The 24,028-nt window shown below is 56.3% G+C and carries 23 protein-coding genes and 1 tRNA gene; 13 read left to right on the forward strand and 11 right to left on the reverse strand.

The genetic code is table 11. The features are described from left to right. Window positions 1-16 precede the first annotated feature (16 nt). From ACT3TR_RS04160 to ACT3TR_RS04180, 5 genes are read left to right on the forward strand one after another with little or no spacing between them, the layout of a single operon-like run. Window positions 17-997 carry an ABC transporter permease gene (locus ACT3TR_RS04160; protein ID WP_301733444.1) on the forward strand — a complete coding sequence of 327 codons (981 nt, stop codon included), beginning with the start codon at window positions 17-19 and terminating at the stop codon, window positions 995-997. Then, window positions 994-1,827 carry an ABC transporter permease gene (locus tag ACT3TR_RS04165; protein WP_444624443.1) on the forward strand — a complete coding sequence of 278 codons (834 nt, stop codon included), beginning with the start codon at window positions 994-996 and terminating at the stop codon, window positions 1,825-1,827. The genes ACT3TR_RS04160 and ACT3TR_RS04165 overlap by 4 nt, the downstream gene beginning before the upstream one ends. Window positions 1,828-1,854: 27 nt before the next feature. Beyond that, the gene (locus tag ACT3TR_RS04170) at window positions 1,855-3,486 is read left to right on the forward strand and encodes an ABC transporter ATP-binding protein (RefSeq protein ID WP_444624442.1); all 1,632 of its coding nucleotides are present in this window, start codon (window positions 1,855-1,857) and stop codon (window positions 3,484-3,486) included. Between the two features lie 43 nt (window positions 3,487-3,529). Further along, a complete protein-coding gene (locus tag ACT3TR_RS04175; RefSeq protein ID WP_444624441.1) occupies window positions 3,530-4,909 on the forward strand; it encodes an FAD-binding oxidoreductase in 1,380 nt (459 codons plus the stop codon). Between the two features lie 57 nt (window positions 4,910-4,966). Then, window positions 4,967-6,070: a pyridoxal phosphate-dependent aminotransferase gene (locus tag ACT3TR_RS04180; RefSeq protein ID WP_444624440.1), complete on the forward strand. Its 1,104-nt coding sequence runs from the start codon at window positions 4,967-4,969 to the stop codon at window positions 6,068-6,070. On the opposite strand, the gene ACT3TR_RS04185 is transcribed toward ACT3TR_RS04180, so the two are convergent. The 10 genes from ACT3TR_RS04185 to ACT3TR_RS04230 all read right to left on the reverse strand — a co-directional run bounded on the left by ACT3TR_RS04185 (window position 6,067) and on the right by ACT3TR_RS04230 (window position 14,819). Beyond that, a complete protein-coding gene (locus tag ACT3TR_RS04185) occupies window positions 6,067-7,023 on the reverse strand; it encodes a branched-chain amino acid transaminase (protein WP_441686719.1) in 957 nt (318 codons plus the stop codon). The two genes, ACT3TR_RS04180 and ACT3TR_RS04185, sit on opposite strands and share 4 nt — an antisense overlap. Beyond that, entirely contained in the window at window positions 7,020-8,126 is a 1,107-nt protein-coding gene (locus ACT3TR_RS04190; protein ID WP_444624439.1) for a class II histone deacetylase, read from the reverse strand. The genes ACT3TR_RS04185 and ACT3TR_RS04190 overlap by 4 nt, the downstream gene beginning before the upstream one ends. After that, window positions 8,123-9,154, reverse strand: a complete 1,032-nt coding sequence (locus ACT3TR_RS04195; RefSeq protein ID WP_444624438.1) for a histone deacetylase family protein — start codon at window positions 9,152-9,154, stop codon at window positions 8,123-8,125. The genes ACT3TR_RS04190 and ACT3TR_RS04195 overlap by 4 nt, the downstream gene beginning before the upstream one ends. A 78-nt stretch (window positions 9,155-9,232) precedes the next feature. Then, window positions 9,233-10,507 carry a TRAP transporter large permease gene (locus ACT3TR_RS04200; RefSeq protein WP_441686722.1) on the reverse strand — a complete coding sequence of 425 codons (1,275 nt, stop codon included), beginning with the start codon at window positions 10,505-10,507 and terminating at the stop codon, window positions 9,233-9,235. Further along, window positions 10,504-11,049, reverse strand: a complete 546-nt coding sequence (locus ACT3TR_RS04205; protein ID WP_444624437.1) for a TRAP transporter small permease — start codon at window positions 11,047-11,049, stop codon at window positions 10,504-10,506. Before ACT3TR_RS04205 ends, ACT3TR_RS04200 begins: the two co-directional genes overlap by 4 nt. 119 nt (window positions 11,050-11,168) lie before the next feature. Beyond that, window positions 11,169-12,242: a TRAP transporter substrate-binding protein DctP gene (gene dctP, locus ACT3TR_RS04210; protein WP_096282051.1), complete on the reverse strand. Its 1,074-nt coding sequence runs from the start codon at window positions 12,240-12,242 to the stop codon at window positions 11,169-11,171. A gap of 117 nt (window positions 12,243-12,359) precedes the next feature. Then, window positions 12,360-13,295 (reverse strand): ornithine cyclodeaminase family protein, encoded by a 936-nt coding sequence (locus tag ACT3TR_RS04215; protein ID WP_096282052.1) that lies wholly within the window; start codon window positions 13,293-13,295, stop codon window positions 12,360-12,362. Window position 13,296: 1 nt separating this feature from the next. Next, on the reverse strand, window positions 13,297-13,653 hold the full coding sequence (locus ACT3TR_RS04220) for a RidA family protein (protein WP_096282053.1): 357 nt from the start codon (window positions 13,651-13,653) through the stop codon (window positions 13,297-13,299). Window positions 13,654-13,799: 146 nt separating this feature from the next. Beyond that, window positions 13,800-14,567 (reverse strand): helix-turn-helix transcriptional regulator, encoded by a 768-nt coding sequence (locus ACT3TR_RS04225; RefSeq protein WP_096282054.1) that lies wholly within the window; start codon window positions 14,565-14,567, stop codon window positions 13,800-13,802. Between the two features lie 165 nt (window positions 14,568-14,732). Next, a tRNA-Leu gene (locus ACT3TR_RS04230) sits at window positions 14,733-14,819 on the reverse strand. A 114-nt stretch (window positions 14,820-14,933) separates the two neighbouring features. Between ACT3TR_RS04230 and queA the strand changes: the two genes are divergently transcribed. The 5 genes from queA to secF all read left to right on the forward strand — a co-directional run bounded on the left by queA (window position 14,934) and on the right by secF (window position 20,605). Then, the gene (gene queA, locus ACT3TR_RS04235) at window positions 14,934-15,965 is read left to right on the forward strand and encodes a tRNA preQ1(34) S-adenosylmethionine ribosyltransferase-isomerase QueA (RefSeq protein WP_096282055.1); all 1,032 of its coding nucleotides are present in this window, start codon (window positions 14,934-14,936) and stop codon (window positions 15,963-15,965) included. 79 nt (window positions 15,966-16,044) lie between these two features. Continuing rightward, a complete protein-coding gene (gene tgt / locus ACT3TR_RS04240) occupies window positions 16,045-17,160 on the forward strand; it encodes a tRNA guanosine(34) transglycosylase Tgt (protein ID WP_444624770.1) in 1,116 nt (371 codons plus the stop codon). A gap of 156 nt (window positions 17,161-17,316) precedes the next feature. Then, window positions 17,317-17,643: a preprotein translocase subunit YajC gene (gene yajC / locus ACT3TR_RS04245; protein ID WP_193062892.1), complete on the forward strand. Its 327-nt coding sequence runs from the start codon at window positions 17,317-17,319 to the stop codon at window positions 17,641-17,643. Window positions 17,644-17,775: 132 nt separating this feature from the next. Continuing rightward, on the forward strand, window positions 17,776-19,629 hold the full coding sequence (gene secD, locus ACT3TR_RS04250; protein ID WP_193062894.1) for a protein translocase subunit SecD: 1,854 nt from the start codon (window positions 17,776-17,778) through the stop codon (window positions 19,627-19,629). A 49-nt stretch (window positions 19,630-19,678) separates the two neighbouring features. Next, entirely contained in the window at window positions 19,679-20,605 is a 927-nt protein-coding gene (secF, locus tag ACT3TR_RS04255; RefSeq protein ID WP_193062896.1) for a protein translocase subunit SecF, read from the forward strand. Between the two features lie 157 nt (window positions 20,606-20,762). Here secF and ACT3TR_RS04260 read toward each other — a convergent pair whose 3' ends face one another. After that, window positions 20,763-21,557 carry an inositol monophosphatase family protein gene (locus tag ACT3TR_RS04260; protein ID WP_193062898.1) on the reverse strand — a complete coding sequence of 265 codons (795 nt, stop codon included), beginning with the start codon at window positions 21,555-21,557 and terminating at the stop codon, window positions 20,763-20,765. 189 nt (window positions 21,558-21,746) lie between these two features. On the opposite strand from ACT3TR_RS04260, the gene ACT3TR_RS04265 reads away from it, so the two are divergent. The 3 genes from ACT3TR_RS04265 to ACT3TR_RS04275 all read left to right on the forward strand — a co-directional run bounded on the left by ACT3TR_RS04265 (window position 21,747) and on the right by ACT3TR_RS04275 (window position 24,003). Beyond that, on the forward strand, window positions 21,747-22,493 hold the full coding sequence (locus ACT3TR_RS04265) for an RNA methyltransferase (protein ID WP_193062936.1): 747 nt from the start codon (window positions 21,747-21,749) through the stop codon (window positions 22,491-22,493). A 90-nt stretch (window positions 22,494-22,583) separates the two neighbouring features. Further along, a complete protein-coding gene (cysE, locus tag ACT3TR_RS04270) occupies window positions 22,584-23,459 on the forward strand; it encodes a serine O-acetyltransferase (protein WP_193062900.1) in 876 nt (291 codons plus the stop codon). A gap of 76 nt (window positions 23,460-23,535) precedes the next feature. Further along, on the forward strand, window positions 23,536-24,003 hold the full coding sequence (locus tag ACT3TR_RS04275) for a Fe-S cluster assembly transcription factor (RefSeq protein WP_444624436.1): 468 nt from the start codon (window positions 23,536-23,538) through the stop codon (window positions 24,001-24,003). The last annotated feature ends 25 nt before the right edge of the window (window positions 24,004-24,028 follow it).

A 24,028-nucleotide genomic window follows, 5' to 3' on the forward strand; every position in this document is an offset into this window, starting at 1 on the left:
CGTCAGGAATGTGCCCATGGTTTACGCTCGCTTAATACTCATGCGGCTTTTTAAAGCTGTTATTGTGCTGTTTTTAATCGTTATTTTTAACTTTTTACTGATTCAGTTGGCCCCCGGTGACCCAGCATCCATTCTGGCTGGCCAAGCGGGCGCTGCAGACCAAGAGTTCCTCAATCAGCTGCGCGAGCGCTTCGGCCTCGACCAGCCGATGTATGTTCAACTCTGGCGCTACGTGTCGGGCATCGCCATGCTCGATTTCGGCTACTCCTACCGCCTGGGCGTTCCGGTGTTTGACCTGATTATGGCGCGCCTCCCCGCTACGCTACTGCTCACCGGCACGGCCTTTGTGCTTTCGTTAGTACTCGGCATCGTCGCGGGTTCGATGGCGGCAGCGCGGGTTAAAAAGCCCTCTGGTTCGATCATTATGGCGCTGGCGCTGGTGTTTTATGCCACGCCGCTGTTCTGGGTCGCGCTGATGTCAGTGGTGGTGTTTTCGGTTTACTTGGGCTGGCTGCCGGCCTACGGCCTTTACACCGTTGGCGCAGGCCATACCGGCTTTGCGCTGGCGCTTGATGTCGCCAAACACCTGGTGCTTCCTGCGACAACCTTAGCGCTGTTCTTTATGGCGATTTATACCCGAATGACGCGCACATCAATGCTCGATGCCGCTCAGCAGGATTACGTTAAAACCGCCCGGGCCAAGGGCTTAAAACCGAGCATTATTCAGCGCCGCCATGTGCTGCGTAATGCGCTGCTGCCGATTATCACGCTAGCAGGCCTTCAAGCGGGGCAAATGGTCGGCGGGGCGATTCTAACCGAAACCGTGTTTGCCTGGCCCGGCATTGGGCGCCTGATGTTCGAAGCGCTAGAGCAGCGCGACTACAACCTGCTGCTGGGCATTTTCTTCTTCTCGGCGGCCTTGGTCATCGTCTTCAATATCATCACTGATGTGGTGTACAGCTTGGCTGATCCACGCATCAAGAAGGGGGCCGCATGAGCTTTTTCGCACGCTTCGCGCAAAACCGTGGTGCCCTGGTGGGGCTGATTATTCTGCTGACGATTATCGCCATGGCCATACTCGCCCCGCTGCTGTTTCCTGAATCGCCCTGGCGTATGGTTCAGCGGCCCTTTCTGCCACCGCTCTCGCAAGATGGGTTTCCGCTAGGCACCGACACCATGGGCCGCAACGTGGCTTCCGGCTTAATGCACGGCGCCTGGGTATCGCTTTTGATTGGGCTAGTTTCGACCAGTGTGGCGCTGCTTATTGGCGTTCCGCTGGGTGCGATTGCCGGTTACTACGGCGGGTTAGTTGACGACATACTGATGCGCTTTACCGAGTTTTTTCAGACGATTCCCAACTTCGCCCTGGCGATCGTGCTAGTGGCGATTATGCAGCCCAGCATCACCTCAATAGTGCTGGCGATTGCGATTGTCAGTTGGCCACCGGTGGCCCGCCTGGTGCGCGCTGAGTTTATGTCGCTGCGCAACCGTGAATATGTCGAAGCCGCGCGCTTGGTTGGCCAATCCAATAGCACTATTATCCTGCGCCAGATTCTGCCCAATACGCTGTCGCCCATTATCGTGCTGGCGTCATTAATGGTGGCCACCGCTATTTTGCTGGAATCGGCGCTGTCGTTTCTGGGCCTGGGTGATCCTAACGTGATGTCCTGGGGCTATATGATTGGAGCGGCGCGTACGGTGATTCGCCAGGCATGGTGGCTAAGCTTCTTTCCGGGGGTAGCCATTTTACTAACGGTACTCGCGTTAAATCTCGTGGGTGAAGGGCTAGACGATGCTTTGAATCCTAAACTTTCCCGCGAGCGCTAGGCGCTTGTTATGGCTGGAGTGCTTGTTATGAATGAAGCATCAACAGAAAGCGTACTTAGCATTCGCGATGTCAGTATTGCGCTACCTAAAGGCGCCGATCGCACCCTAGCGGTAGAGAATGTTAGCTACGACGTAAAGCGCGGCGAAATTATGTGTGTGGTCGGTGAATCAGGCTCCGGCAAGTCAATGGCCGCCAATGCGGTGATGGGCCTGCTGCCAAAAGGCGTACGCCCCACCCAAGGCGAGATACTATTTGAAGGGCAAAACCTACTCGCCCTGACGGAAAAGCAGCACCGCGCCCTGCGCGGCCTGAAAATTGGCATGATTTTCCAGGAACCCATGACCGCTCTTAACCCACTGATGCGGGTAGGCGCACAAATTGCCGAAGTGTTTGAAGCCCACGGCCAGCTGACGCCCAAAGAGCGCCAGGCGCGTGCGCTGGAGCTGTTAATTGAAGTCGGCATTCCGCAGCCCGAAAAAGCCATTCGCGCTTACCCATTCGAGCTTTCCGGCGGGCAGCGCCAGCGGGTGATTATCGCCATGGCACTGGCGCTGGAGCCTAGCTTACTGATTGCCGATGAGCCCACCACGGCGCTGGATGTCACCACCCAGGCGCAGATTCTGGAGCTGATTCGCGATTTGCAAAGCCGCCGCGGCATGTCAGTCATGTTTATTACTCACGACTTTGGCGTCGTCGCTGAAGTCGCCAACCGCGTTTGCGTGATGCGCCACGGAAAAATAGTAGAGCTAGGTGATGCGAAAGCGGTGCTGGAGACGCCTCAGAATGCCTACACTCAGGCGCTGATCGCAGCGATTCCCAGCAACGCGGTACCACCTCACCGCGAGACCAGCCAGGTAGCGCCTCTGTTGGAGATCAAGCAGCTCAATAAAGTGTTTCGTTCCCGAGGCGGCTGGCTCAAACCTTCCCGCGAAGTGCGTGCTTTAGAGGATGTTTCACTCACCTTAGCTAGGGGTGAAACCGTGGGCATTGTGGGCGAATCCGGCTCGGGAAAATCTACCTTGGGCCGCTGCGTGGTGAGGCTTGAGAATCCTGACAGCGGCGAACTGCTGCTGGATGGCATCAACCTTTCGCAGCTTAAAGGCGATGCGCTGCGCCGCGAGCGCCACCGAGTGCAGATGATTTTTCAAGACCCCTACGCCTCGCTCAACCCGCGTACCAAAGTGGGCATGGCGATTGCACAAGGGCCGATTGCTAACGGCACGCCCAAAGCGGCGGCGCTCAAGCAGGCAGGTGAACTGCTGGACATGGTCGGCTTGGGCGCCGGGGCGGTAGAGCGCTACCCGCATGAATTTTCCGGTGGCCAACGCCAGCGGATTGGCATTGCCAGAGCACTGGCGTTGAATCCAGAGCTGATCGTCGCGGACGAAGCCGTCTCAGCGTTGGACGTGTCCATTCAGGCTCAGGTGTTGGAGCTGCTTGAAGAACTAAAGCAGCGCCTTTCTTTGTCGCTTCTCTTTATCACTCACGACCTGCGGGTGGCGGCGCATATTTGCGATCGTATTGTCGTCATGCAGCATGGCCGCATTGTCGAGCAAGGCAGCGCTGAGCAAATATTTCTCGCTCCGCGCGAAGCGTATACTCAAGCGCTTCTTAAGGCGATTCCAGGCCGTGAAGCGCCTGTAGCAGCGACGGCTTAAGCACTCATAGCCGCGCACATTTAATCATCAGTAAGGATAACCAATGCAGATATCCCTGGAGGCACTGCGTGCCATTGTTGGCCCTGCCCATGTATTGACCGGCAACGATGTGCACAGCCGCAGCGTCGACTGGATGACCGGGGCGCCCTGCCAGGCAGGGGCGCTCGTTCGCCCTGCCAACACCGAGCAGGTGGCTGCGGTCATGCGCGCCTGTTATGAGGTGCAGCAGTCGATAGTCACTCACGGCGGATTAACGGGATTAGTACACGGTGCTGAAGCAAGCCCTGACGAGCTGGTGATCTCACTCGAACGCCTGACGGCCATTGAAGAGATTGATCAAGTGGGCGGCACGCTCACCGTGCAAGCCGGGGCACCGCTGCAACGGGTGCAAGAAGCAGCGCGAGAAGTCGGCCTACAGTTTCCGCTGGATTTAGGCGCCCGCGGCAGCTGTACGATCGGCGGCAATATCGCCACCAATGCAGGCGGCGTACGGGTGATTCGCTACGGCATGATGCGCCAGCAGGTGCTCGGCCTGGAAGCGGTGATGGCCGATGGCCGTGTGGTTAGCTCGATGAATCGCATGCTTAAGAACAACGCAGGATTCGATTTAAAGCAGCTGTTTATCGGCAGCGAAGGCACCCTGGGCATTGTGACCCGCGCCGTGCTGCGCCTGCAGCCTCCGACACCTAGCGAGCAGACGGCGATGGTGGCCTGCCCTTCGTTTGAAGCGCTAACCGGCCTGCTCAGCCATATGGGCAAAGCGCTAGGCGGAAGCCTCGGCGCCTTTGAGGTCATGTGGCAAAACCACTACCGCCTGCTGACAGACACGCTAGGGCGCCATACCCCACCGATTCCAACGCATCACCCCTTCTATGTCATCATTGAATCGTTGGGCAGCGACGCTGAGCGCAATGCCAACCAGTTCAGCGAAGCATTGGAAAGCGCGCTCGAAAGCGAGCTGATCGTCGATGCGGTGATCGCCCAGTCTCACGCACAGCGTGATGGGCTGTGGGCCGTTCGTGAAGACATTGAAGGGCTCGTTAAAGGCCTAGCGCCGGTATTTACGTTCGATGTTAGCCTGCCGATTGCCGATATGCAGCGCTACACCCTCGCGCTGGAAACGCAGCTAACGCAGCGCTGGCCAGAGGCGCGGCTAGTGGTGTTTGGCCACTTAGGCGATGGCAATCTGCATATTTCCGTGAGTACGGGCAACGATGCCATCGAGATTCGCCGTGAAGTCGAAGCCATGGTTTATGAGCCGCTGACTGCACTTGGCGGGTCGGTGTCCGCGGAGCACGGCATTGGCCTAGAAAAGCGCCCGTGGCTAAGCACCTGCCGTGCCAGCGCCGAGATCGAGTTGATGCAGACCCTCAAGCAAGCGTTAGACCCGCTCAATTTATTGAATCGCGGTAAAGTGCTTTAACTACACGCCCAACACTGATCATTACGACTGTTTTTGAGACCGCTTTTAGGAACCGCTATGCCCCGCTATCCCGAACACTTAACCAGTGAAGGCCCTGTTAACCCGTTTCCTGGCATCAAGGTGTTAGAGCGCCGCATCGGAAAGGAGATCCCTCATCGACTGGGCTCTAACGAAGGCCTGGACATGCCCCACCGTGCACTGCGCGAGCACTTTGGCGATGCCCTAGCCGAACACGTTTACTGCTACGGCGATGCCGAGGCGCTCGGCGTGCGCCAGCGCCTGAGTGCCCAGCATGGTATGGCACTTGAAACGCTGCTGGTCGATGCCGGTGCCGACAGCCTTATTGCCCTGGCCCTGCGCACGACCTGTGAACCCGGCGCGACCGTCATCTGCACCGCCGGCACCTACCCCACCTTTGGCTATTTTGCACTTGGCCAGGGATGCCGCTTGGTTGAGCCCAGCTACGCTGAGGCACCTGGCTTGCTGGCGCCCGACCTCGAAGCGATAGTCGCTGCGGCGCATAAAGAAGATGCACGACTGGTGTACTTAGCCAATCCCGACAACCCCAGCGGCCACTTACACAGCGACAGCGCGATTGTGCAGCTGCGTGAAGCGCTGCCCGATACCTGCTGGCTGTTGCTAGATGAAGCCTATGGAGATTTTCGCGACGATGCTAACCGCGAGTTTGCTGCCCAAGCACTGCCCGGCGTGATACGACTGCGTACGCTCTCCAAGGCCCATGGCCTGGCTGGCCTGCGCATTGGCTACGCCATCGCTGACCCTGACGTGCTGGCGATGATGATGAAAGTGCGCATTCACTATGCGGTGTCGTCGTTAACGCTAGTGGCCGCGGAAGTGGTGCTCGACCATCCTGACGAGGTCGACCAGCACGTAGCCGATGTGAAAGCGCGCCGCGAGCAGTTGGCAGCGCACTTTCGCGCGCTGGGTGCCGACGTACTGCCCAGCGCCACGAACTTTGTTGGCATCCGCCTACCCAGCGCCGAACTCGCCGCCGAGGTGCATCAGCAGCTGCTCGCCGAAGGCGTGTTAGTGGCTCGATTGGCACACCCGGCGCTTGCCAACATCATTCGTATTACCGCCGTACAAGCAGCGCTGGAACCAGGAAGACTAGCGGCATTAGAGGCTGCGATTAACGCTTAAGCCTGCGTTAGCCAATGTCTAAAATCATCCAGCTCGCCACGCACCGCCTGACGGTATAAGCCTTGCAGCTGAGCCGTCACGCTGTCTGGATGAATGGGTTCATTGGCCGGTGGCGCCCCAGCGCGGGCGCCAATACGCCGCCCATCCAACTCGCGCAGCGGCAGTATCTCAGCGGCGGTGCCGGTTAAGAACGCTTCATCAGCGGTGTATAGCTCATCGCGAGTAATCCGCCGCTCACGCACTTCAATGCCCAGCACTTTTTGCGCTAACTGAATCACGCTATCCCGGGTAATGCCCTGCAGGCACGACGTCACTTCCGGCGTGTGCAGTACGCCATCGCGCAGCAAAAAGACGTTAGCCGCCGAGGCCTCGGCCACATAGCCTTCTGGGTCAAGCATAATGGTTTCATCAAACCCGGCTTTCACGGCGGTATTGAGCGCGAGCATCGAGTTAACGTAGTGCCCGCTCGTCTTGGCCCGGCATAGGCTGATATTGACATGGTGACGCGCCCAGGAAGAGGTCAGGGCCCGCAGCCCGTGGGTGGCCGCCTGCGGTGAAATGTATGGGCCTAAATCCCACGCTGCCACCATCAGGTGGGTGCTGAGCCCCTGAGCACGCAGCCCCAAGCCTTCTGAGCCTAAAAACACGGTGGGCTTTAGGTAGGCATTGGTTAGGCTATTTTTACTCAGGCACTCGCGCTGAGCAGTGATGATGTCTGCCTCACTGAACGGCAGTGGAATGTCCAGCGCATGGGCGCTTTCTGCCAAGCGGCGCGTATGTTCAGCGACGCGGAACAGATGCGTGCCCGTAGCGCCTGCATAAGCACGCACACCTTCAAAACAGCCCATACCGTAGTGCAGGGTATGGGTAAACAGGTGAACCTTAGCGTCGCGCCACTCACGCCATTCGCCGTCTAGCCAAATCCAGCCATCGCGATCATCAAGCGGTGTCATCGTTTTGCTTGCTCCCACTGTTGGCACCAGCTTTCAATTAAGGCCTGCTGGTGCGGTTGCAGGGCCTGATAGCCCCACGCGGCAATTTCATCGTTTTGCGGGTCGGGTACGGTCGTCGTACTGCCCGCCAGTGTTTGGATAACCGCGTGACCGCATAGCGGCACGTAGCCCTCCGAGTAGCCGCCTTCGTGTATCACTACCAGCTTGCCTTCGCAGCAGCGCTCGGCCAGTGCTTTCAGCTGGGCAGTCATGCGGGCGAACGCTGCGCTATTGAGCAGCATTTTGCCTAACGGGTCTTTGGCGCAGGCGTCATAGCCGCAGGCCACCACGATCAATTCAGGCGCAAAGGCTTCCAGCGCAGGCAGTACCAGGGTTTCCATGGCGTGCGCGTAGGCGCCCAAGCCACAGCCTGGCGGCAGCGGTAAGTTAAGATTGGCGCCGAGGCCGGGGCCTTCGCCCTGCTCGTCAAAGCTACCGGTTTCCAGCGGGTAGTTAGCCGCTTGATGGAGCGACACCGTGAATACGTCAGGCTCGCTGTAAAAGGCGGCCTGCTGGCCGTTGCCGTGGTGAACATCCCAATCGAGTATCGCCACGCGTTTCACCTGCCCCAGGGCACGAGCGCGCATCACCGCCACGGGAATATTGCCCAGTAGGCAAAAACCGCGGCCTTGATCGGCTTCTGCGTGGTGGCCAGGCGGGCGGCATAGTGCGTAAGCGTCGCTTACGTCGCCCCGCGCTACCGCCTCAACAGCCGCCACCGCCAAACCCGCCGACTGAGTAGCCGCCGCCCAGCTGCCGGGCATAAAGGGCGCACAGTCGCCACCGTTACCGCCTTGGCTTTTGTCGCCCGCCTGAAGCAGATTTAAATAGCGCGGGGTGTGAAAACGCAGCAGATCATCAACCATCGCTGCCGGTGGCTTCACGACGTGAAGCTCATCAATCAACCCACTGGCTTCGAGAATATTTTTTAACCGACGCTTGCTCTCCGGGCTTTCAGACGCCGCCTGGGGCTGTAAAAACTCACCGGGTGCGGAAAATACGCCTATCGCCCCTGGGTCATGCCAAAAGCAGCGCTCATGCCAGTAAAAGCCGGTTGCCTTCATGGCGCAAAGCCCTGCATAAAGGCGGCTAAGTTGACGCTTAAATGCTCAGTAGGATAGCCACCTTCCTGAATAATCACCGTGGGCAGCGACAGCGCGGCTAAGCGCTTGCCCACATCGACAAAGGCGTCGGTTTCCACGTTCAAGCCGGCTAACGGGTCGTCTTTATGGGCATCCAGTCCCAGCGCCACTACCACTGCATCGGGTGCATAGCTCTGAAGGTGATCAATTAACACCGCCAACGCATCTAGAAAGACCTCGCCATCGCTTCCGACTGATAAAGGCAAATTCACGTTAGCGTCTAAGCCCTCGCCACAGCCCTCTTCATCGGCACCGCCCCAAAAGAACGGGTAGAAGTCGCTGGGGTCGGCGTGCAGCGAACCGGTCCACACGTCACTGCGGGCATAAAAAATATCCTGGGTGCCGTTGCCGTGATGAAGATCCACATCAATGATCGCCACCTTGGCAAAGCGCTCACGCAGCACCGTGGCTGCCAGCGCGGCGTTATTGAGTAGGCAAAAGCCACCCGCGCGCTCAGGCCCAGCGTGATGGCCCGGCGGGCGACATAGGGCGTAGGAATTTGGCGCACCGTTAAGCACTTCTTCTGCAGCGGCTTCAGCCGTCGCAGCGGAGGCCAGCGCGCCCCGAAAGCTTGTAGCTCCTAGCGGGCAGGCCATATCGTGCAGATGCCAGCCCGCTTGGCCAATAGGATGGCGCGGGTAATGGTGGCCGCCCCCGCAAGGATGAATATTCGGCGCGACAAACGCGGCTGCGTTAGGCAGCGCCTGCCAGCGCGCGTAAATAGTCTCCAAAAACTGCAGGTAGCGCGGCGTATGAATCTGCTCTAAGCGCTTACGCAGCCGAGGAGAATCCGCTTCGCTAGGCGTTGTAAGTGTAAGCCCTACGCTAGCCAAACCTTGCGAGAGCAGCTCTGCGCGCACCGGACCTTCCGGTGACGGCGCAGGCTGCCCGCGCAGTAAAAACGTTGGCGGTGCATGAGAGGCTTGGTCGGGATGGTAGAAGCATTTCATGATTAAGTTCGCAATCCTTAGGTTCTTGACGAGAACGGCCTGCGTTCGATGACGTTTCGTACAACCCCTGGTAGCCCATTAGAGTAAAGACGGAATCCAGGTGGAAAGCGCTGGAAATGCGGCTAGCAGCACAATCACCACCAGAAACGAGACGTAGAACGGTAGCGAGGCAATAATTGCTCGCTCGTAAGGCACTTCGGCTATTCGCGCGGCGGTCATTAGCGTCATCCCTACCGGCGGCGTCACATTGGAGATATTCAGCACCACAATCATCAAAATAGCGAAGTGCAAAGGGTCAAAGCCAAGCTGAATCATCGCGGGGACTAACACCGGGGCAATCACGACTAACGCGGGCAATACATCCATCACCGTGCCTATGATTAACAGTAGCAGGCATACCAGCATTAGTTGCACAAAGGCCATATCGCTAAAGGTGGTAATCAAGCTGGCGGCGTCTCGGGCAATACCCGAGCGCGTGACAAACCAGCCCAGCACCGCAGACGTTGCCAATAGAAAGAACACCACGCCTGAAAAGCGCACGGTGGTCACCAGCGAGTCCCATATTTTTCGCCAGGTAAGATTGCGATAGAACACGGTGCCAATGATAATCGCATAAACGGCCGCAAAGCCGGAGGCTTCCGTAATCGTTGTAAGCCCGGAGAGAATACCGCCCATGATAATCAGCGGCACTACCATCGCAGGAAGCGCGACCAGTAGAGCGATCATTGCGGCCTTAAACGGCGTTGGCGCTTGCTTAGGGTAGTTACGTTTCCAGGCTAGAAAAAAGCTCATTCCCAGCAGAGCTAATGCCATTAACAGCCCGGGAATAATCCCCCCCGCAAACAGATCGATCACCGAAATATCCCGCAGCAGCGTGGCGTACACCACCATAACCACGCTGGGGGGAATGATCGGCCCAATGATCGATGAACAGGCGGTGACGGCGGCGGCATATTCGGCGTCGTAACCCTGTTTCTTCATCTCGGGGATCATGATTTTACCAATCGCCACGGTATCCGTGACGGCGGCGCCGGTTAGGCCAGCAAAAAACACCGATACCGAAATATTGACATGGGAAAGCGACCCGCGCACACGGCCGAATAAGGCATTGTTAAACGCGATCAGCTTATGGGTTAGCCCACCCTGGTTCATCAGTTCAGCGGTAAAGATAAAATAGGGAATGGCAATCAATAGAAAGCCGGAAACGCCCGAGAACATGCGGTCGGCAATAATACCCAGCATGCGCTCACCGCCCAGTGCGAAACCACCCGCTAGCCCCGACATCGCCATCACCACCGCAACGGGCGCACCAATAAATAATAGCAATACGAATACTAGAATCGCGGGCGTCATGAGCGGTTCTCCCCGTCATTGATTTCAATGAGCTCGTCAATCATCTCGCTCTCATCTAAAAAGTGCTCTAGCAAGGAGAAGCCATGCACTAAGTGGAGCAGCATAATGACGCCGCTAATCGGCACCACGATGGCGGTAACCTTACTGGGGATACGAATTTGGTCGGAGACCATGTAAACCTGAGTGGCATTAGTGAAGTAGCCCCAGCCATACCAAATCAGCATGAGTGCAAACAAGCCGATCACCGCCAGGCAGAGCCCTGCTCCGATTTGCACTAGGAGTTTTGGCAGGCTGCGTATCAGCAGCGTCATGGCCACATGTTCGCCGTAGCGCAGCGAAATGGTCATGGAAAGAAAACCGATCCACGGTAGAAAGAGGCGTGCCAGCGAGTAGGTCCAGCTCAGCGTGCTGCCCGTCGCTAGCTTATAAAGAAAGGCGGTAAACGAGATCCCCAACATTGCCAGGATACAGCCCACACAGACCACAATGGCCACCTGATTGATGCTATCGCTTAGCCGGCGCAAAGGTTTTAATACACCCATCACCATCCCTCACGCTGGAGCGCATAACAGCCGCTCCAGCGTTGGTTAAGAATTAGCCGTTAATGATCCAGCAGTTATTGGCCCTGGTTTTATTGACCCAGCTCTTACTGACCCTGCTGTTATTGACCATAAATGCGGTAGTCATCGTCTGCCACTTGCTGGCCGACGCGCGCGACTTCATCAAGCAGGCCCTGCACGCGGGTCTCGTCCATACCAAAGTCATCGACGATCCACGTTTGCCATGCCGGGCGGGCAATATCGGCCATGCGTTCACGCTCTGAATCAGGCATTAAGTAGCATTCGACGAAGCGTTCACAGGATTCCACCCAGCTCGTTGTTGCCAGCGCTCCTGACATACCGTGACTCAGCTGAATGGCTTCGCGCGCAGAGCTAATCAGCACCTGCTGGTAGTCTTCAGGCAACGACTGATACCAGGACTCGCTGACGACCCACGGGGCGCTGTTATACACATGCCCGGTAAGCGTGGTGTAGTCGGTGACGGCATCAAAGTTAAACGTGGTGTTGAGCACCGGCGCATTGAACTGGCCATCGGCAAGACCGGTTTCCAGCGCAGTGATCAGCTCGCCCCAAGGCAGTGGCGTTGCAGAGGCGCCTAGCGAGCGCATAATCGCGACGTGGGCGGGGTTTTCTTCGGTGCGAATATTCAGCCCTTCTAAATCTTCGACGGTCTTAATCAAGTGCACGTTATTGGTAAAGGCGACGAAACCACCACCGTCATCAAAGGTGCCCAGGTAACGCATATTGGCCGCTTCAATCGTGCCGGACATAAAGTCAGCGAACCACTCGCTGTCAAAAAAGGTCCATGCTTGGCGCCAGTTAGTAAACAGGAACGGCGCCGTGACCATTTGATAGTCTTCGTAAAATGATGACATCGCGCCTGCGGTAATAATCGTCGACTGCAGTGTGCGCCCGCCCTGCACTTCCGAACCGTTCTCAACTTCTGAACCTAGCTGACCGCCGCCGAAGATATTGACCTCAAGGTCGCCGTCGGTACGTGCTTCCACCAGGTTTTTAAAATGCATCAGTGCCGGATAGATTTCGTTGTTACTCATATCTTCCGGAATCTGAGTGGCAATCACCATTTCATAGGACTGCGCTTGGGCATTGACGCTGGCAATGGCCAAGGGCAGTGCTGCCAGGGCGGCAATTAGTAAGGATTGATTCGTTTTCATAACACACCTCGTTTTGGTTATTAGTCGGTCTTCGTTATGACTGGCGTTGTGACGTAACAGGCTGTTATATCTAGCGTCTTATTATCAGCATCAGCCCGTTACGTTATTTATGCAGCGTTATTCGGGCAGTGATTCCCATACCTCAATAGCCGCAGCTAAATCTTCAAGTGAGGCACCCACCGATTTGAATAACGTGATGGCGGCCTGATCAGAGCGTCCCGGCTTTGTGCCGGACAGCACTTCGGCAAGTTCAGCCTTAATATCGTTAAAGCGAAAAGCGCCTTCTTCTATCGCTTGAAGGATATCGCCCGCCTCGCCTTTAGCACCGGCATAGGTATCCACAAATACCTGTGCACGGCGCACACACTCAGCGTCGGTTTCACGCATCTGTGGGCGAAAAGCGCCGATCAAATCAAGATGCGTCCCCGGCGTGAGCCACTCGCCTTTGATAATCGGCTGAGTCGAAAGCGTGACGCAGCTCACGATGTCAGCTTGCGCGACGGCTGAGGCCAAGTCTTCAACTACCTGTGTTTCAAAGCGCCCAGCGTATTCGTCGGCAATCGCCGCCGCCTTGCTAAGGTTGCGCCCCCAAATCATCACGCGCTTGATCGGGCGCACGCTGGTGTGGGCCTCAATCACCATGGGTGCCAGCTTGCCGGTGCCCACGACCAGCAGCGTTTCTGCCGACGCATTCGCCAGCGCTTTAACCGCCAGTGCAGACGCTGCCGCGGTACGGCGACGCGTTAGCTCGCTACCATCAATACAGGCCAACGGCTGCCCGTGTTTACCTTCGCTGAGCAGGTAAAGCCCCGAAATAGCAGGAATACCGTGATCGGCGTTTTGTGGAAACACGTTGACCATTTTAACGCCGATATAGCCCGCTGTTTCCCAAGCGGGCATGAGTAGCATCGTGGCTTCGCCGTCAGGACGGTGCATCGCATGATGATGACGGGGAGGAGACTCAATGCCCTCTACAAACGTCGTTTGCAGCCGCTTGATCAAGCCATCCCAGGTTAGATGGCGGGCGACCTCCTCGGCAGAGATGACCCGCATATTAGGCCTCCGGCAGTGCGGCAATGACCATAATTTCGACCTTCCACTCAGGCTTAGCGAGGTTCGCTTCAAGCGCGGCGCGCACGGGTGGGCGGCCGGGAACGACCCACGCATCCCACGCGGCATTCATTTGATCGAATTCAGCCATGCTGGTCACCCAGATCTGCGCTGAGATCAAGTGTTCTTTAGAAGTGCCGGCTTGAGCGAGCAGCTGGTCGATGCGCGCCAACACTTGCTCAGTCTGGCCGCGCATATCCGCAGTAGCATCGGGGGGAACCTGGCCAGCAAGGTAGACGGTGCCGTTATGAATGGCGACTTGGCTCATGCGCGCATTGCTGTCTTGGTAAGTAACGCTCATCGGGTCTCTCCGGTAAAATAAGGTCTTAAGAGACTAAAGCGCTACTGGGAAAATTACTTGCCCGACACTGCGATAGATTTGCCCGCAAGTCATGCAAACAAGACAAAACGCGGCAAGCAGTGGGGATTAACGATCAGAGGAAGGGCCTAACGATCTGAAGAAGGAGAAAGTTCAAAGTAGCGGCGATAGGCGCGGGAGAAACTGCCCTGATCACGAAAGCCCACTAGCATGGCGATATGCCCAAGACTCAGCGTGCTATGCCGCACTAGGTTTCGGGCATGCTCTAAACGCCTACGCTGCACGTATGCCAGCGGCGTGACGCCGGTAAGCTCACGAAAACAGCTGTGAAAATGCCCCGGACTCAAAGCGCATAAAGAAGCCAGTTGATCCACACGGACGTCATCGGCCAAGTGCTGGTCCAACCACGCATCTAAGCGCGCGAGATCCAGGCGTTCACTAATGCAGTGCTGCCCCAACTGCGCGACGGCCGTCGGCGTAGCATCCTGCAAATACATATAAAGCGCGCGCAGTAACAAGATCGCGATTTCATTTTGTAATGCAGGGCACTGTTCCAACTGGTGCGCCAAGGCGTGGGTCAGCTGATTTAGCGCCGGCGGAACGCTGAAAAAACGCGGCTTATCGAAAAGGCGCTCAATTTCGCCGCCTTGTTCGATTAGCGCCAAGTGCGCAACGGGAATATCCAACACAAGCGTACGATTGCTGCCATCGCCTTGAAATTCATGATGGCGCGAAGAGGGAATCAGGCAGCCTCGGCGGGCAGTTACCCGCTCCCCCTGCCCTTCCATCGAAAGCTCAGTCACGCCGCAGGTCGCCAGGATAAGCTGATGAAAATCGTGAGTATGAGCCACCTGCTCTTGGGCGAGATTGCGGCTATACAGCTCAAAAAGGGCCATGGCGAGAGTCCGTCTTTCATCGAATGCGATTCATTCACTATAAAACGGCTAGGCAGGAAAAAGCGAACAAATGCATTGTCTCAGACGAGAAAACGCAAATGGCGGGCACTAACAAATTGAAACCACTAAAAAGGGCCTAGCGATGAACGCTAAGCCCTTAGTATTTGGTGCCGGTAGCCAGACTCGAACTGGCACACCCGTAAAGGCGGCGGATTTTGAATCCGCTGCGTCTACCAATTCCGCCATACCGGCAATGGATGCGCATTATACGTAAAAATTGAGGTAGGTCAATCGCATCGACTGACTTTATCCAGCCAAAGCGCTATCCTATGTCGCCTGTTTGATCAACGTTAAGAGTCATACGCCATGCAGCGCGCGGATTTTCATTACGAGCTACCCGACGAGTTAATTGCTCGCTACCCTTCTGAGCAGCGTAGCGACTGCCGTCTGCTGTGCGTGGATGGGCAAAGCAGCGCGCTAGAGCATCGTCGTTTTCCTGATTTGCTGGCACTTCTGGAACCTGGCGACCTGCTGGTGTTCAACGATACTCGCGTCATTCCCGCGCGCTTGCACGGCCACAAGGCAAGCGGCGGAAAAATAGAAATGCTGCTTGAACGCCCGCTGGATGCTCACCGCGGCTTGGCGCATATTCGCTCTAGTAAATCACCTAAGCCCGGCACGGAATTGATTTTTGAAGGTGATGTTCACGCTATCGTAGAAGGCCGCCGCGACGCGCTGTTCGAACTGCGCTTTTTAGGCGACACGCCGATGATTGCGCTGCTTGAAAAACACGGCCATATGCCGCTGCCGCCGTATATTACCCGGAAAGATGAGATCAGCGACCGTGAGCGCTACCAGACCGTGTACGCCCGGCGTGACGGTGCAGTAGCGGCACCCACCGCAGGGCTGCACTTTGACCAGCCGCTGCTGGACGCCCTCGCTGACAAAGGCGTTAATCGTGCCTTTGTGACGCTGCATGTGGGCGCCGGTACGTTTCAGCCAGTGCGCGTGGATAATATCCTTGAGCATCACATGCACAGCGAGTGGATTGAAGTCTCTGAGGCTACCTGCCAACAGGTGCGTGACACCCTGGCGGCTGGCAAGCGGGTTGTGGCCGTGGGGACGACGAGCGTGCGCTGCCTGGAAAGCGCCTGCCAAAAAAGCAGCGATGGGCAGATCGCGTCGTACAGCGGCGATACCGACATTTTTATCTATCCCGGTTATCAATGGCGCTGTGTGGATGCTTTAATTACCAACTTCCATTTGCCTGAATCCACCCTGCTGATGCTGGTCTCTTCCTTTGTAGGCTACGACACCATCATGCACGCCTATCAGCAGGCGGTGGCCGAGCGCTATGCATTTTTTAGCTACGGCGACGCCATGCTATTGACCCGTTAGTAATTGCTTTATCAACCTTGCACAAGCCGCGCCAAACGAACGAGATTAACGAGTTATTTTTATGCGAAACGAATGTTTTATGCGCTTTGAGCGCCTGGCTGAGGATGGCCGCGCACGCCGCGGTCGCCTGCACTTCCCCCGCGGCACGGTTGAAACACCTGCGTTTATGCCGGTCGGCACTTACGGAACGGTAAAAGGCATGACGCCCGACTCGATTAAAGAGACCGGCGCTGAAATCATCCTGGGCAATACCTTTCACCTGTGGCTGCGCCCCGGCACGGAGGTGATTGAAGCCCACGGTGACCTGCACGATTTCGCCCAGTGGGACAAGCCGATTCTCACCGACTCCGGCGGCTTCCAAGTCTTTTCGCTGGGCAAAACGCGTAAAATTACCGAGCAGGGCGTGCACTTCCGCTCGCCGGTCGATGGCAGCAAAGTCTTTATGGGGCCGGAAGAGTCCATGGCTGTTCAGCGCTCGCTGGGTTCCGACGTGGTCATGATTTTTGACGAATGCACGCCCTACCCGGCGACCTTTGAGGAAGCCGAAAAGTCCATGGAGCTATCGCTGCGCTGGGCCAAGCGTTCACGTGATGCCCACGGCGAGTCACCTTCTGCTCTGTTTGGCATTATTCAAGGCGGCATGCATCCCGAGCTTCGCGAACGTTCGCTGAAAGGGTTGCTGGAAATCGGCTTTGACGGCCTAGCGATTGGCGGGCTTTCCGTCGGCGAACCTAAAGAAGAGATGATCAAGGTTCTCGACTACCTGCCCAGCTGGATGCCCGATGACAAGCCCCGCTACTTAATGGGCGTCGGCAAGCCTGAAGATCTCGTGGAAGGCGTACGCCGCGGCGTGGATATGTTCGATTGCGTTATGCCTACCCGTAATGCGCGTAACGGCCACCTGTTCACGTCAGACGGCACGGTCAAAATTCGTAACGCCAAGCACCGCTTTGACACGCGTCCGCTTGATGAAGAGTGCGATTGCCATACCTGCCAGCATTTCTCACGGGGCTATTTGCACCACTTAGACCGCTGCAATGAAATGCTCGGCTCAATGCTAAACACCATTCACAACTTACGTTACTACCAGCGTGTAATGGCTGATTTGCGCGCGGCAATTGAAGCGGGTACATTGACGGCCTTTGTGGAAGGTTTCTATGCTCGGCGCGGCCTGCCAGTGCCTCCCCTAGCGTAAATCTAACGAATTAATCGCCACGTGCCTTGGCGCGTGGTTTAAACTGTTTGGCTATATTTTTCTAAACCATGTTTTTTAGACCCATGTTTTCTAAACCTAAGCTTTTCTAAACCTAAGCTTTTAAACCACGCTTTTCTAACTCAGGAGTTCTCTGCAATGCTGGATTTCTTCATCTCACCAGCCCATGCCCAAGCCGCCGCCGGTGGCGGTGGTATTGCGCAAATCGTCATGCTGGTCGGCTTCGTACTGATTTTCTACTTCCTGCTGTGGCGCCCGCAAGCCAAACGTGCCAAACAGCATAAGCAGCTAGTCACTAATTTAGACAAAGGTGATGAAATTGTCATCGGCGGCGGCTTGGTAGGTCGTATCTCTAAAGTGAGCGACGAATTCCTGACCATCGAGATATCTGAAGGCACCGAAGTTAACGTGCAGAAAAATGCCGTTGCTGCCGTACTGCCTAAAGGCACTATTAAGTCCATCTAATGCTTTCAACACCCCTGCCGACACAGTGCCAGCCACCCCGGCAGGGGTGACATGGTATGAATGATGGTGAACTTTGCTGTGCACAGCATGTCTGTGCACAGCATTCCGTTTGTAATTGAAGGCAGGGCTTGCATGCTCAACCGTTACCCCCTGTGGAAGTATCTGCTGATACTCGTCGTCCTGGCGGTCGGCCTTATCTACTCGCTTCCCAATCTATTCCCCGAAGATCCCGCCGTCCAAATCAGCAGCGCCCAAGGCGACTCGCTGGACGAACGTCAGATTAACCTTGTTGAAGCCGCGCTAACTGAAAGCGACATTGACATCAAGGCGATAGAAGAAGAAAACGGGCAATGGCTCATTCGTCTGCGCCATGACGATGACCAGCTCAACGCTCGCGACATTGCCACTGACGTACTCGGCAGTGATGCCACGGTGGCGTTAAATCTCGCTGAAGCGACACCTAGTTGGCTGCAGTCATTTTCTGCTTCGCCTATGACGTTAGGCCTGGATCTACGTGGCGGCGTGCACTTCTTGCTTGAAGTGGACATGGACGCCGCACTGACCCAGCGCCTTGAAGTTAACGCCAGCGCCATGCGCGAGCTGCTGCGCAGCGAGCGTATCCGCTACCGCAATACCGACGTAGAAGATCGCTCACTCTCGATCGACTTTGCCAGCGCTGAAGACCGTGATACGGCACGCCGACTGATCACTCGCGACTTTCCTGACTTTGAGTATTCAAATGCAGGCGATGGCCGCGCATCTAGCTTAGTCATGACATTAAGCGATCAATCTGTCAGCAGCATCCAGGACTACGCGATTAACCAGAACTTGACCACCTTGCGCAATCGGGTCAACGAACTGGGCGTTGCGGAGCCCATGGTACAGCGCCAAGGCCCCAATCAAATTGTGGTTGAACTACCTGGTGTTCAGGATACCGTTGCCGCGAAACGTATTGTCGGTGCAACCGCCAACCTAGAGTTTCGCTTAGAAGCGCGTAACGACACGCCGGCTAACGAAACAGAAACGCTGACGTTTCGGAATGATTCAGCACGCAGCGCTGAGCTAATGCGTGATGTCATCATTACTGGTGACAGTGTTTCCAGCGCCAGCAATAGCTTTGATGAAAATGGCCGCCCCCAGGTTAATATCAACCTAGATGGCACCGGTGGCACGCTGATGAACCGCGCCACGCGCACCAACATTGGTCGCAATATGGCGGTGCTGTTCATTGAGCATAAAAGCGAAGATACCGTGGTGGTCGACCCGGAAACGGGCGAAGAAACGCTTGAGCGCGAGCCTTATGTTGAGCGCGGCCTGATTAGCTTAGCCACGATTCAAAGCGCGCTAGGCAACAGCTTTCGTATCACCGGCTTAGACTCACCAACAGAAGCCTCCGAGCTTGCGCTGCTGTTGCGCTCTGGCTCGCTTGCAGCGCCTATCTACTTTGTCCAAGAGCGCACGATTGGACCAAGCCTGGGCGCTGAAAACATTGAGCGAGGCCTGCTGTCGGTTCAGATCGGCCTGCTGCTGATCGTGATCTTTATGCTGGTGCGCTACAAAGTCTTTGGCGTGTTCGCCAACATTGCCCTAGCGCTGAACTTAACGCTGCTGGTTGCGGTAATGTCGATGCTGGGCGCGACGCTGACACTGCCAGGCATTGCCGGCATAGTGCTGACGCTGGGCATGGCGGTAGATGCCAACGTGCTAATTTTTGAGCGAATACGTGAAGAGCTGCGTAACGGTTTATCGGTTCAGCAGGCGATTCAAGCAGGCTATGAACGCGCGTTTACCTCGATCGTTGACGCCAACATCACTACGCTGCTTGTGGCTATCATCCTATTTTCGATTGGCTCCGGCCCGGTTAAAGGATTTGCGGTCACGCTTTCTATCGGTATTTTGACATCGCTATTCACCGCGCTAATGGTGACTCGCGCCATGGTCAACTTGGCTTATGGCAGCAAACCCGTCAAAAAGCTGTGGATTTGAAAAGCATGGATTTAATTCGTGTGCTTAGCCCAGAACTTAAGAGGTGGTAATGAAACCCCTATCACACCTGCGAATCGACTTTATGGGACGGCGCAACATCGCGTTTGCCGTTTCCGCCCTGCTATTAATTGTGTCGATTGGCGCCATCCTATTCCAGCAGCTCAACCTGGGATTGGACTTTACCGGCGGCACGCTGATTGAGGTGCGCTACGGCGCAGCGCCCTCACTCGATGCAATTCGCGTGCTGCTCGAACAAAGCGGCTTTCAAGATGTTTCCGTGCAGACGTTTGGCGGATCGACAGAAATTTTAATTCGCCTACAGCAAGCGTTTGACGCTGACGTAGGTGCCGAAGTCGTCAACCTACTGCGAGCGAGTGGCGATAGCGTGAACCTTGTTCGCGCTGAGTTCGTTGGCTCACAGGTAGGCGACCAGCTACGCGACCAAAGCGGCCTAGGCCTACTGGTAGCGCTGGGCGTCGTCATGGTTTACGTGGCGCTTCGCTTTCAGTACAAGTTTGCGATTGGCGCTTTGCTGGCTCTGCTACACGATGTCGTGATCGTAGTGGGTGTTTTTGCCCTCTTCCAGCTCGATTTCGACCTTACCGTACTGGCGGCCATTTTGGCGGTGATCGGTTACTCGCTGAACGATACGATCGTGGTTTATGACCGCATTCGCGAGATGATCCGAACCTCACGAATCGATGATATGCCGCAGATCTTTAACGAAGCGATTAACGCCACGCTTTCCCGCACACTGGCAACATCGGGCACCACCATTTTGGTACTGCTCGCTCTGCTGCTACTGGGCGGGGATATGATCGAAAACTTTGCCATCGCGCTGCTGGTTGGCATCGGGGTTGGCACGTTCTCTTCTATCTACATTGCCGCGGCGCTACTGCTACCGTTGAAGCTGTCACGAGAAGACCTGATACCGACCAAAAAAGAGACCGACGAAGAAGAGGAAGAGCTGCCTTAACGGCACCCTTTCTTAACTGAGTATCTCGAGCCTACAAAAAGGCCCCTGCTGGTTTCCCAGCAGGGGCCTTTTTTATTCGATGCACTTACATGATTCGCAGCGCCTAACTTATTCGAAGTGCTTAACTTATCCGAAGTGCTTGGCTGGGCAGTGCGCTTTAAAAGTGCGGCGTCAACTGCTTGATCAGCGCTTTATAAAGGCGTGGACCAGCCGCCATCAGCAGCCCTTCTACTTTCACTATCGGCTGGCCGTCAGGCGTACCCATCAGGGCACCGGCTTCTTTTAAGAACAGCGTACCCACCTGCATATCCTGCTCTTCCAGACCCAGCACGAAGGCGCTGTCAACGCGGCCACAGGCGAGTTCACACAAATCCAAGAGACCGCTTCCCGTCGCCAGCAATGTTTCTACCTGCGGGGCGAGCTGTTGGCTAACGGTTAAGTAAGCAGGTAAATGACGAGTGCGCAGCCAGGCTTCCGGTAGACTCATCGCCATGCGCGTACCCGTAATGGCAGTGGGCTTGCTAACGCGCATGCGTTTGTCATTGTGCTGAGCGCCGCGACCGCGGCTGGCGATATATTCATCGTCGCCGAACGGGGAAATAATCACCGCGTGCTCGGGACGACCTTTGATAAGACACACCACTGACAGTGCAAAGCCCGTACCGGCAACGGCTAAATTGGAATAGCCGTGCATTGGTTCAATTTTCCAGACGACATCCGCACCTTCGCCTTCACCCGCTCTATGCGGTGTAAAGCGGCCGGTAACACCGTGCTGGGGATAACCGCGTTCCAACTGCTGAACAATCGTTGCTTCGGCCTTGCGCGCCGTCTCATCGAGCAGGCGATCAAGGTTAAATTCTTCGTGAGCGTTTTCAATACGTTCGCGTACACGCATAAAATGTTCAACAGCGCCGCGTGCAGCACGCAGCGTAAATTGGACCATAGGATTCATGATCGGGCCTTGTGACAGTGATGTTAAAGAACGGGGTGTAAAGCAAACAACAGAGCGCTAAGCGCAGGCGCGTATAGTCGCCTTTGGGGCGCAATTCTAGCAGACCGTTCTCGGGCATGCCATCGACTCATGCTAGACTGCGCGTTTTACACCTTATTGATCACCGAGCACTATTTACCGGGCCCTATCATGCTTGAGCGCATTCGCATTGTTCTAATTGGCACTAGCCATCCTGGCAACATCGGCGGCGTGGCACGCGCCATGCACAACATGGGCTTAGCAGATTTAGCTCTCGTCGCCCCCCGCTGTGAGGTACTGACTCAGGACAGTATTTCCCGCGCATCAGGGGCTGATCACCTGCTTCATCAAGCGCGCGTACATACAACGCTAGAAGAAGCGGTGGCTGACTGCACCTTAGCCGTTGGCGCCAGCGCACGCTCGCGTACGCTGGCCTGGCCAATGCTCTCTCCGCGAGAATTAGCGGACCGCCTGCCCGCAGAGTGTCAGCCCGAGGGTGCCCGCATCGCGCTGGTCTTTGGCCGCGAAGACAGCGGCCTTACCAATGCTGAGCTCCAGCGATGCCATGCCCATGTGCATATCCCCACCAATGCTGATTTTAGCTCACTCAATTTGGCAGCGGCGGTTCAAGTGCTGGCTTATGAGTGTCGTATGGCGTGGCTTGGCCAAGTCGATACGCCGCCAGCGGCAGCTGTCGATGAAGAAGAGCTGGCGACACACGCTGAGATCGAGCACTATTTTGAGCATCTAGAGCGAACGCTAATTGACATTGATTTTCATGACCCGGCCCAACCGCGACAGCTCATGGCGAGACTACGCCGCTTATACTTGCGCGCCCGCCCTGAGCGCATGGAAATCAATATTTTGCGTGGAATCCTATCGGCTACCGACAAAGCCGCAGGCAATCCGCGACGTTAGCGCTGATTGCCGGCGTAGCTTGAAGTCATCGGCAGACGCCCCAACATCGCAGTATCCTCTAAAATTCGTTGTCGCTCCCAAGGACTTCTTATGTTTCAACGCCTGCGTGAAGACATCAACAGTGTATTTGAGCGCGACCCGGCCGCACGCAACTTTCTTGAGGTGCTGACCAACTACCCTGGCCTGCACGCGCTGCTGCTGCATCGTTGCAGCCACTGGCTGTGGAAGAAAAATCTCAAATGGCTGTCACGGACGCTATCAACCTTCTCGCGCTGGCTAACCGGCATTGAGATTCATCCAGGCGCTACCATTGGGCGACGCTTTTTTATCGACCATGGCATGGGCGTGGTGATTGGTGAAACCGCTCTAGTCGGCAATAACGTGACGCTGTATCAAGGCGTCACGCTCGGCGGCACCAGTTGGAACAAAGGCAAACGTCATCCAACGCTTGAGGATGGTGTGATTGTCGGTGCCGGTGCCAAGATACTCGGCCCCTTTATCGTGGGTGCCGGGGCCAAGATTGGCTCTAACGCAGTGGTCACTAAAGAAGTACCCCCAGGCGCTACGGTGGTCGGCATTCCGGGCAAAATTGTTAAGCGCGCCGACCCCGATGTAGAAGAAGCCCTGGACGTCGACCCGGCTCGCCGTGAAGCCATCTGCCAGAAATTTGGCTTTGATGCGTACGGCGTTAGCCAGGACATGCCAGACCCCGTTGCACGCTCGATGCAGGCGATGCTTGATCATATGCATGCGGTGGATGAACGCATCGAACATATGTGTTCGACCTTGCGCAAATTAGACGGCGACTACCGCGAAGGTCGTTTGCCTGCGCTACGCAACGAAGATTTTGCCGACATTCTGGATGAGCATGATAGCGCCTGCTCTAGCGTCGAAAAGCGCTCAACGGCGCCCTCTGCTAACGATTTAGGCAGCGGGCCAACAGCGCCGCCACCGAGTAATAGTTGACCAAAGCACTCAGGCTTTCCCATAATGGCGACACATTTGCCGTTAGCGCTGAGGGTTCAGCGTCGAGGTGCTTGCCATGCGCTTGACCACCAAAGGCCGTTACGCCGTTACCGCCATGCTCGACTTAGCGCTGCATGCCCATAACGGCCCGACCAGCCTAAGCGATATTTCCCAACGCCAAGAAATATCGCTCTCCTATTTAGAGCAGCTGTTTGCTCGCCTGCGCCGCGCCGGCTTGGTTGACAGCGTGCGCGGGCCGGGCGGCGGCTACTTGCTGTCGCAGCCGCCGGCCGCTATCAGCGTATCGAACGTCATTGACGCGGTGAATGAAAGCGTTGATGCCACACGCTGCCAAGGGCTTTCAGACTGCCAGCAGGGCGACACTTGCCTGACCCACCATTTATGGTGCGAGCTGTCTATTCAGATTCGTCACTTTCTTGATGAAATGACCCTGGCACAACTGATCCTGCGTCCTGATGTCATAAAGATAGCAGCGCGACAGGATCAGCGCGCTGACGCCGGCATTCTGGTCTCATCGCCTTAGCGCCAGCCATTCATTAGCGCTTCTT

Source organism: Halomonas sp. AOP12-B1-6 (assembly GCF_052379225.1).
In the GTDB taxonomy this organism is placed as follows: Bacteria; Pseudomonadota; Gammaproteobacteria; order Pseudomonadales; family Halomonadaceae; genus Vreelandella; species Vreelandella casei.